Annotated in this window: 9 protein-coding genes; 4 read left to right on the top strand and 5 right to left on the bottom strand. The window is 71.4% G+C overall.

What is annotated here, in order from left to right:
- Positions 1–75 precede the first annotated feature (75 nt).
- The 4 genes from RM779_RS30700 to proC all read left to right on the top strand — a co-directional run bounded on the left by RM779_RS30700 (position 76) and on the right by proC (position 2,510).
- Positions 76–408, top strand: coding sequence for an ArsR/SmtB family transcription factor (locus RM779_RS30700; RefSeq protein WP_077059719.1), 333 nt, complete (start codon positions 76–78; stop codon positions 406–408).
- Positions 405–692 (top strand): hypothetical protein, encoded by a 288-nt coding sequence (locus RM779_RS30705; RefSeq protein ID WP_311621063.1) that lies wholly within the window; start codon positions 405–407, stop codon positions 690–692. Before RM779_RS30700 ends, RM779_RS30705 begins: the two co-directional genes overlap by 4 nt.
- Before the next feature lie 197 nt (positions 693–889).
- Positions 890–1,648: a class I SAM-dependent methyltransferase gene (locus tag RM779_RS30710; protein ID WP_311621064.1), complete on the top strand. Its 759-nt coding sequence runs from the start codon at positions 890–892 to the stop codon at positions 1,646–1,648.
- 55 nt (positions 1,649–1,703) lie between these two features.
- Positions 1,704–2,510 carry a pyrroline-5-carboxylate reductase gene (gene proC / locus RM779_RS30715; protein WP_311621065.1) on the top strand — a complete coding sequence of 269 codons (807 nt, stop codon included), beginning with the start codon at positions 1,704–1,706 and terminating at the stop codon, positions 2,508–2,510.
- A gap of 143 nt (positions 2,511–2,653) precedes the next feature.
- Here the strand turns inward: proC and RM779_RS30720 are convergent, their stop codons facing one another.
- The 5 genes from RM779_RS30720 to RM779_RS30740 all read right to left on the bottom strand — a co-directional run bounded on the left by RM779_RS30720 (position 2,654) and on the right by RM779_RS30740 (position 8,717).
- The gene (locus tag RM779_RS30720) at positions 2,654–5,218 is read right to left on the bottom strand and encodes an ABC transporter permease (RefSeq protein ID WP_311621066.1); all 2,565 of its coding nucleotides are present in this window, start codon (positions 5,216–5,218) and stop codon (positions 2,654–2,656) included.
- The gene (locus tag RM779_RS30725) at positions 5,215–5,982 is read right to left on the bottom strand and encodes an ABC transporter ATP-binding protein (protein WP_394813426.1); all 768 of its coding nucleotides are present in this window, start codon (positions 5,980–5,982) and stop codon (positions 5,215–5,217) included. The genes RM779_RS30720 and RM779_RS30725 overlap by 4 nt, the downstream gene beginning before the upstream one ends.
- 104 nt (positions 5,983–6,086) lie before the next feature.
- Positions 6,087–7,070, bottom strand: a complete 984-nt coding sequence (locus tag RM779_RS30730; protein ID WP_311621067.1) for an ABC transporter ATP-binding protein — start codon at positions 7,068–7,070, stop codon at positions 6,087–6,089.
- A 41-nt stretch (positions 7,071–7,111) separates the two neighbouring features.
- Positions 7,112–7,876, bottom strand: coding sequence for an ABC transporter permease (locus RM779_RS30735; protein WP_311621075.1), 765 nt, complete (start codon positions 7,874–7,876; stop codon positions 7,112–7,114).
- Between the two features lie 31 nt (positions 7,877–7,907).
- Positions 7,908–8,717: an ABC transporter permease gene (locus RM779_RS30740; protein WP_311621068.1), complete on the bottom strand. Its 810-nt coding sequence runs from the start codon at positions 8,715–8,717 to the stop codon at positions 7,908–7,910.
- Positions 8,718–9,338 lie beyond the last annotated feature (621 nt).

Raw genomic sequence — 9,338 nt, forward strand, 5'->3', positions numbered from 1 at the left:
GTGTCAGTTCCGATTGACAGGTGGGTGGGCCACTGCGAGCCTGAAGACGCACCACCGGAAAGCGGAGGGGTCGCGATGAGCGGGGACGAGCTGCTGAAAGTGCTGGCCGCCCTCGGCAATCCGCATCGCATGCGGATCGTCGCCGCGCTCGCCGCCGAGCGGAATTACGTCAGCAGGCTCGCCCGCGAGATCGGCATGAGCCGCCCGCTGCTGCACATGCATCTGCAGCGGCTGGAGGCCGCCGGGCTCGTCGTCGGCACGCTGGAGCTGTCCGCCGACGGCAAGGCCATGAAGTTCTTCGAGGTGGCGCCCTTCATCTACGAACTGACGCCGCGCACCATCGCGGAGGCTGCCGAGACGGTCACGGCGACGGCCGACCGGCAGCGGCAGAAAGAGGAAGCGCAGTGAACGATTCGCTGACCACCCTGGCGGACGACCCCGCGGGCGTCTGGGCGGCCGGGCTCGGCACCGCAGGCGTCTTCGCGCTGCTCATCGTGGTCGTCTGGCAGATCGCCGCCACCTGGCGCGCCCGCATGCTCGCCTCGCGCGAGGACGAGTACAAGCGTCTGAGCGTCAAGTACGCGGAGCTGCTCGAGGACAACACGGGGATTCTGCGCCGCTACACCGACGAGCTGGGGGAGACCCGCAAGTCCGTCGCCTCGATGGAACGCATGATGCGCGAGCTGGACTGACGCACCGCGCAACGACCTTCGGAAACCCACAGCTGAGGAGCACCGACATGCGCGGCCTGCACCGACTCGTCCGCCGCCTGCGGCCGGCGCCGCGCGGCGACTACGCGAACGACGGCTTCCCCCTCGAACACCCCAGGCCGCGCCCCGGCGCGGACCCGTCCGGTTCAAGGCGGTCCCAGCCGGGGAGTTGACCGGTCATGACGACCACGTCCGACCTCGCCACCTCGTTCGACGCCATCGCCGCCGAGTACGCCGCCCTGCGCCCCACCTACCCGCCCGCCCTCTACGACGCCGTCGAGGAGCTGACCGGGCGGCCCCTGGCCGGCTCCGCCGTGCTGGACGTCGGGGCCGGCACCGGCAAGGGCGCCGCGCCCCTGCACGAACGGGGCGCCCGCGTCGTCGCCGCGGAGCCAGGACCCGGCATGGCCGCGCAGTTCCGCGCCGCCCTGCCCGGCGTGCCCCTCGTCCGCGGCTCGGGCGACGCGCTGCCGTTCGCCGCCGGCTCGTTCGACCTGGTCACCTACGCCCAGGCGTGGCACTGGACCGACCCGGCCCGCTCCGTCCCCGAGGCGCTGCGCGTGCTGCGCCCGGGCGGTGCGCTCGCCCTGTGGTGGAACGTGCGCGACCGTTCCGTCCGGTGGGCCGACGCGCAGGAACGGCGGCTGGCGGAGCGCCTGAGCGAGTTCCGCCGCGAGGACATCACCACGACCGCGCCGGCTCTGCTGCGCGGCCTCGGGCTCGGCCTGGCCCCCGCCCACCGGGAAGTCGGCTGGCGCCGCACCATCCCGCTGGCCGCCCACATAGCCAACCTCGCCACCCACTCCTGGCTCGCCGTCCTCGGCCCCGAGAAGTCCCGCCCCATCCTCGCCGCCGAGGAGGCGGCCGTGCGCGCCGAGTTCCCGGACGGGCAGGTCACCGAGGACTACATCGTCCGGCTCACCGTCGTCATCCGCTGATGCGAGGATGAGGACGCCCTTTCAACCACAGGGAAGCGAGTGAGTGAGCCCTCTCATGACCCACAAGATCGCCGTTCTCGGCACCGGGAAGATCGGTGAGGCCCTGCTCGGCGGCATGCTCAGGGCCGGGCGTGCCCCCGCGGACCTGCTCGTCACCGTCCGCCGTGCCGAGCGCGCCGTGGCCCTGCGGGCCAGGCACGGCGTGGAGACCGTCGGCAACGCCGAGGCCGCCAAGAACGCCGACATCCTGATCCTGGCCGTCAAGCCGCAGGACATGGCCGCGCTGCTGGACGAGCTGGCCCCGCACACGCCCGCGGACCGGCTGGTGATCTCGGCCGCCGCGGGCATCACCACCGGTTTCGTCGAGTCGCACCTCACCCCGGGGACGCCCGTGGTGCGCGTCATGCCCAACACCCCGGCCCTCGTCGACGAGGCCATGTCCGTGATCTCCGGCGGCACCCACGCCACCGAGGAGCACCTGGCGCACGCCGAGGACATCTTCAACGGCGTCGGCAAGACCCTGCGCCTGCCCGAGTCCCAGCAGGATGCCGCCACCGCGCTGTCCGGCTCGGGACCGGCCTACTTCTACTTCCTCGTCGAGGCGATGACGGACGCCGGCATCCTGCTCGGCCTGCCCCGCGACAAGGCGCACGACCTGATCGTCCAGGCCGCGATCGGCGCCTCCGTCATGCTGCGGGACAGCGGCGAGCACCCCGTCACCCTGCGCGGGGCCGTCACCTCCCCGGGGGGCACGACCATCAGCGCCATCCGCGAGCTGGAGAACCACGGCGTCCGCGCCGCGCTCATCGCCGCGCTCGAAGCGGCCCGCGACCGCAGCCGCCAGCTCGCCGCCGGTGCCTGACGCCGGTGCCTGACGCGGGCTCCTGAGGCCGGTGCCTGACGCGGGCTCCTGACGTCGGCGCCTCACGCGAGCCGAGTACGGAGAACGGCCGCCCGGTCCCCCCACCGCAAGGGACCGGACGGCCGCGTCGGCAACGGACGCGTTCAGTCCGTGGCGATGGCCCGCAGCACGTTCATCCGTCCCGCGCGGAACGCGGGGAACAGCGCCGCCGCGAGGCCCACCACCGCGGAGCCCGCGAAGACCGCGAGGATCGTCGGCCACGGGATCTCCAGCACCGTGAACCCCTCCTGCTCAAGCACCCGCTGCGCCGTCGCCCCCCAGCCGAGGCCGAGTCCGAGTCCGAGCAGCGCACCGAACAGCGCGATCACCACGGATTCGAGCCGCACCATGCGCCGCAGCTGCCGCCGCGAGAGGCCGATCGCCCGCATCAGGCCGATCTCCCGCGTCCGTTCGACGACCGAGAGCGCCAGCGTGTTGACGACGCCCAGGACCGCCACGATGATCGCCAGCGCGAGCAGCGCGTACACGATGTTCAGCAGCATCCCGATCTCGTCCTCCAGCGCCTGCTTGTAGTCCGCCTGGTCGCTGACCTCGTACTGCGGGAACGGCGCCATGCGCTCCCGCAACTCCGCGTAGACCGCGTCCTTCTGGCCCTCCTCGGCCTTCGCGAACATCACCATGTTGAGCGGCATCTTCTCCGCCGGCAGATGCGCCCTCGCCGTGTCCGTGGACAGGTACATCGCCTGCGAGTCGATCAGCGTCCGGTCCGAGGTGATCGCCCCCAGCGTCAGCCGCACGCCCTCGTCGCCGCCGACGAACCGCGCGGTCAGCTCGTCGCCCACCGACAGGCCGTGCTCCTCCGCGAACGTCTCGCCCACCGACAGGTGGTCCGGCTCGTACGCCGCCGGCAGCTCCCCCGCCACCGTCGGCGCCCGCAGATCCCGCGCGTACGTCGGGTCGGCCGCCGTCACGTCGTGCGCCGTCGTCCTCCCGTCCGGTGTCGTCAGCTCCACCGACACCACCGTGTAGTCCGTGACGTGCGCCAGGCCCGGTGTCGAACGCACCGCCTCGGCCGCCTCCGGCGTGATCAGCTGCCCCGAGGTGTCGATGATGAAGTCCGCCCCCACGGAACGGTCCAGCTGGTCCGACGCGGACGCCACCACGGAGGACCCGACCACGGACAGCGAACCGACCAGCGCGAGCCCGATCATCAGCGCGCCCGCCGTCGCGCCCGTGCGCCGCGGGTTGCGCCGCGCGTTCCGCCCGGCCATCCGGCCCACCGGGCCGAACATCCGCAGCACCACCGCGCCCAGCACCCGCACCACGCCCGAGGCCAGCAGCGGAGCCAGCACGATCGCCCCGAACAGCGTCAGCAGCAGCCCGCCGGAGAGGAACAGCGAACCTTCCCCCGCCTCCTCGGCACCCGCCGCCGCCACCAGGCAGGCCACGCCCGCCCCGGTCAGCACCAGGCCCAGCGCCCCGCGGACCCGGCCCGCCGCCGCGTCCCCCGGCGTTCCCGCGTCCCGCAGCGCCGCCATCGGCGACACCCGGCCCGCGCGCCGCGCCGGCAGCCACGCGGCGAGCACCGTCGCCACCACCCCGACCAGCAGGCCCGCGACCGGCGTCGACCAGGTCACCGTCAGCTCGGAGGTGTCCATGTTGATCCCGGCCGAGTTCATCACCTTCATCAGGCCCACGGCCAGGCCCACCCCGGCCCCGATGCCCACGATCGAGCCCAGCACGCCGAGCAGCAGCGCCTCGGCCAGCACCGAACGGTTGACCTGGCGGCGGCTCGATCCGATGGCCCGCAGCAGGCCGATCTCGCGGGTGCGCTGGGCGACCAGCATGGAGAAGGTGTTGACGATGAGGAAGACCCCCACCAGTACCGCGATCCCGGCGAAGCCCAGCATCGCGTAGCGCATCACGTCGAGGAAGCCGCCGACGTCGTCCGCCATCGCCTCCTCGTTCTCCGCCCGCGTGTCGATGTCGAACCCGCCGCCGAGCGCCGCCCCGATCCGTTCCTTCAACTCCTCGTCCGCGACGCCGCCCGCCGCCGTCACGTGCACCGAACTGATCACGTCCGCCGCCCCCAGCAGCGCCGTGCGCGCCGCCGCCGGTTCGAGCAGGAGGTACGGCGCCCCCGGGTTGGTGCTGCTGAACTCCACCAGACCCGTCACCGTCACCGCGTGGCGGCCCGACACCGCGACGATCTCCAGCTCGTCGCCGATCGCGAGGCCCTGCCGCCGCGCGGTGTCCGCGTCCAGCAGCGCCTCGCCGGGCCCGCCCGGCTCGCGGCCCTCGGTCAGCTCCATCGAACGCTGCGTGTCCGGTCCCCAGTCGGCACCGATCGTCGGGGCCCCGGTGGCACCCCCGACGCTCTCCCCATCGCCGTCCACGACCGTGATGCTGGTGTTGATCACCACACCCTCGGCCGACTCCACCCCGTCGACGGCCCGCACCCGGTCCACGACGCCCTCGGGCAGCGTCCCCTCGCGGCCGGTCTCCTGTCCGTTCTCCTCCTCCTCGGGCCCGACCGTCACATCGGACGCCGTGGCGGCGAAAAACTTGTCGAACGTGCTGTTCAGCGTGTCCGTGAACACCAGCGTGCCGCACACGAACGCGACGGACAGCACGATCGCGATGCCCGACAGAGCCATCCGCCCCTTGTGGGAGAAGAAGCTCCGCATCGACGTCTTCAGCACGGTCACGACACCCGCCCGTGCGCGTCGAAGCGCCGCATCCGGTCCAGCACCAGATCCGCCGTCGGGTGCGCCATGTCGTCCACCAGCCGGCCGTCCGCCAGGTACAGCACGCGGTCGGCGTAGGCGGCGGCGACGGGGTCGTGGGTGACCATGACGATGGTCTGGCCCAGCTCGTCGACGGAGCGGCGCAGGAAGCCGAGGACTTCCGAGCCGGCGCGGGAGTCGAGGTTACCGGTGGGCTCGTCACCGAAGATGATGTCGGGGCGGGCGGCGAGGGCGCGGGCGACGGCGACGCGCTGCTGCTGTCCGCCGGACAGCTCGTTCGGCCGGTGCTTGAGACGCTCGCCGAGGCCGACGGTGGCCACGACGCGCTCCAGCCACTCCTTGTCGGGCTTGCGGCCGGCGATGTCCATGGGGAGCGTGATGTTCTCCAGGGCGCTGAGCGTGGGCAGCAGGTTGAACGCCTGGAAGATGAAGCCGATGTGGTCGCGGCGCAGCTGCGTGAGCTTCTTGTCCTTCAGCCCGGTGATCTCGGTGGGGCCCACCCAGATGCGGCCCGAGGAGACGGTGTCGAGCCCCGCCAGGCAGTGCATCAGCGTCGACTTCCCCGAGCCCGAGGGCCCCATGATCGCCGTGAACGCGCCCTGCTGGATATCGGCGCTCACGCGGTCGAGCGCCACCACCCGGGTCTCACCGGCGCCGTACGCCTTGACGACACAGTCTGCCCGCGCGGCAACCGCGGTACGAGTTTCGGATACAGCCGTTGCCACGGTCAGTCTCCTTCAGCTGAAACGGCCTGTCAGGTACGCGAGCAACAGTGCCGTTCCGCGGGGCCCCGGGACGATGGTGCCCATCGCCGTATCCGCCCGGGGGTTTACCCCACCGCCGTGCCCCCGGTCCGCCCCAGCTCGTACATCCGCGCGATCACGTCCTCGATGTCCGGCTCCCGGATCGACAGGTCGACCAGCGGGCAGTTCTCCGCGATCCGCGCCACCAGCGGCGCCGCACTCGCCGAGGCGGGGAACGCCAGCCACTGCCGCGGCCCCTCCACCCGCACCGTGCGCGCCCCGGCCACCTCGATCGGCGGCAACTCGCGTTCCAGGTCCACCACCAGCGTCCGCTCGCTCTCCCCGATCTCCGTCAGGCCGGACAGCGCCCCGTCGTACATCAGCCGCCCGTGGTCGATCACCATGACCCGGCGGCACAGCTGCTCGATGTCCGTCAGGTCGTGCGTCGTCAGCAGCACCGTCGTGCCCTGCTCCCGGTTGAGGTCGCGCAGGAAGCCGCGCACCCTGGCCTTGCTGGTCACGTCCAGGCCGATCGTCGGCTCGTCGAGGTACAGCACGTCCGGATCGTGCAGCAGCGCCGCGGCGATGTCCCCGCGCATCCGCTGCCCGAGCGACAGCTGCCGCACCGGAACGTCGAGCAGCGGGCCCAGACCGAGCAGCTCCACCAGGCGGTCCATGTTCGTGCGGAACCGCGCCTCCTCCACCCGGTACATCCGCCGCGCCAGCCGGTACGAGTCGCGCAGCGGCAGGTCCCACCACAGCGTGGTGCGCTGCCCGAACACCACCCCGATCCGCCGCGTCAGCCGGGTGCGTTCCCGCGCGGGATCGAGACCGGCCACCCGCAGCCGCCCGCCGCTCGGCGTGAGGATGCCGGTCAGCATCTTGATCGTCGTCGACTTGCCCGCCCCGTTCGGGCCGATGTAGCCCACCATCTCCCCGCGCGCGACCTCGAACGAGATCCCGTCGACCGCCCGGACCTCCTCCCGCGTCCTGCGCAGCCGACCACCGGCCCGCCGCCGCACCTGGAACACCTTCTCCAGCCCGTCCAGTTCGATCAGTGCATCCTGCATTCCGCTCAACTCCCCGCTCAACTCCCCGTTCAACTCCCCGTTCAACTCCCCGTGCTCCGATAGCTCCGCAGCCCCGCCCGCCACACCAGGCCGGCCAGCCCGCACATCACGACGGCCACCGCGGGGGAGAGGAAGTCCACCCAGCCCGGCAGCCCCAGCGGATCGTCCCGGCCGAGCAGCCGCAGCGCGGGCACCCAGTTCACGAACGCCAGCGGCACGACGAACGTCACCCCCCGGACCAGGTCCTTCCCGAAGATCGACGGCGGGTACTGCAACAGCGTGTTCCCGCCGTACGTGAACGAGTTCTGCACCTCCGCCGCGTCGCCCGCCAGGAACTGGAACGCCCCGCCCAGCGCGTACACCGCCCCGTAGATCGCCGCCCCGGCGACGATCATCACGACGAGCAGCAGCACCCGGCCCGCGTGCCACTCCACGTCGAGGCCCGTCAGCGCCCAGCCCAGCACCAGCAGCCCCTGCACGATCCGCCCGACGCGGCGCAGCGCGAACCGGTCCGCCGCCACCTGCGCGAACACCGGCGCGGGCCGCACCAGCAGCACGTCGAGTGTGCCGTCCCTGATCCGCGCGCCGATCCGGTCCACGTTCCCCAGCGCCAGATCCGCGAGGCCGAGCGAGGTGCTCGTCGCCCCGTACAACAGCGCGACCTCCGCGACCGAGAAACCGCCCAGCGCATCCACATGCGTGAACATGATCAGGATGGCGGCGAAGTCGAGGAACGCCGTCATGCCGCTCCCCACGGTTGTCAGCACGAACGACACCCGGTACGTCAGCGTGGACCGCATCCACATCCACACGATCAGCAGGTACGCGCGCAGCCCGTCAGCCACCCTGCACCACCACCTTCCGCGTCGCCAGCGCCTGCACCCCGCGCCCCACCAGCAGCAGCACCGCGGCCCACCCCACCTGGAAGGCCAGCACCCCCGCCACCCCGGCCCCGTCGTACCGGCCGAGCAGCACGTCCGCCGGCACCTGCACCATGCCCGCCCAGGGCAGCCACTCCGCGACGTCGCCCAGCAGACCGGGGAACACGGTCAGTGGCAGCGTCATCCCGGAGAAGAAAATCGCGGCCAACATGCTGATCATGTTCACCCCCGTCCCATCCATCAGCCAGAACGAGGAGAGCGCCACCAGAAATCTGAGGGCGAAACTCACCACGATGGCCAGCAGCACGGAGACCACGAAGAGGACCCAGACCGCGGGACTCCGCGGCAGCGCCAGATCGAACGCCCAGGCGCCGACCGCGAGCGGCACGATCCCCCGGCCGAGCAACTGGAAGGCCCCGCGCCCCAGATCGGACGCCAGCCACCACAACTGGAGATCGGCCGGCCGGTAGAGGTCGATGGCGACGTCCCCGTTCCTGATCCGCTCCTGGAGTTCCGCCTCGAATCCACCGCCCATGACGGCCACGGTCGCGTACAGCGCCTGCCCGGCCCAGACGAACGTGAGCGCCTCCGCCTGGCCGTACCCGCCGAGCTGCGGCCGCTCCGACCACAGCGCGACGTAGGTGTAGGCGAGGATGAAGCCGAAGACAGTGTTCGTGAACACCCCGGCCGCCGTGGCGATCCGGTACGTGGCATAGCGCCGGAAACCGCCGGCCGCGACGGCCGGGTACAGCCCCGATGGGCGCATTCGATTTCCTCCCGCCTCTATTCCGAACGGCGATTGCCACAAAGCGGTCGAGCTTAGAGGCCGAACGCGACGGCATGCCACCGGTTTTGACCGCCACCGGGCGGGCCGCGCGCCACGGGCCCGCACGGCAGGCACACGGCCGCGGGCGGTGGGCGGCCGCACACACCGCAACGGCGCCCGCATCCGGGGGCGGTGGGCGGCCCGGCGGCCTCAACTTGACACCGTACGGGCCGTTCCGTAGGGTCCTTCGAGCTCGGCCAGGGATATGAAGATGCGTTCCGCCGGACCGATTTGGACCGGCCGGAAGAATCCTCTACTCTGGTGAGCAACTCCTACCGGCCAGGCCGAAGTTCGGGAAATCGGACGACGCGGAAGCATGGTAGAGTCGGAAACACCGAAGGGAAGCGCCCGGAGGGTCCTGAGAGGGATTCGATGGAAGCGTCCGTTCCTTGAGAACTCAACAGCGTGCCAAAAGTCAACGCCAATGTTTTGTGGGCCGAGATGGTTTCTTGGTCTTTTGTTTTACAGTTCAGCGAGGTTATTGCTCGCGTGGATTGTTTCTTTGAAGCATTCACGGAGAGTTTGATCCTGGCTCAGGACGAACGCTGGCGGCGTGCTTAA

Source organism: Streptomyces johnsoniae (assembly GCF_031845565.1).
GTDB classification, from domain to species: domain Bacteria; phylum Actinomycetota; class Actinomycetes; order Streptomycetales; family Streptomycetaceae; genus Streptomyces; species Streptomyces johnsoniae.

Bases quoted from the DNA above. Each gene is read 5' to 3' on its own strand.
- RM779_RS30700 (WP_077059719.1), top strand. From the start codon at position 76: ATGAGCGGGGACGAGCTGCTGAAAGTGCTGGCCGCCCTCGGCAATCCG.
- proC (WP_311621065.1), top strand. From the start codon at position 1,704: ATGACCCACAAGATCGCCGTTCTCGGCACCGGGAAGATCGGTGAGGCC.
- RM779_RS30730 (WP_311621067.1), bottom strand. From the start codon at position 7,070: ATGCAGGATGCACTGATCGAACTGGACGGGCTGGAGAAGGTGTTCCAG.
- RM779_RS30735 (WP_311621075.1), bottom strand. From the start codon at position 7,876: ATGTGGATGCGGTCCACGCTGACGTACCGGGTGTCGTTCGTGCTGACA.
- RM779_RS30710 (WP_311621064.1), top strand. From the start codon at position 890: ATGACGACCACGTCCGACCTCGCCACCTCGTTCGACGCCATCGCCGCC.
- RM779_RS30740 (WP_311621068.1), bottom strand. From the start codon at position 8,717: ATGCGCCCATCGGGGCTGTACCCGGCCGTCGCGGCCGGCGGTTTCCGG.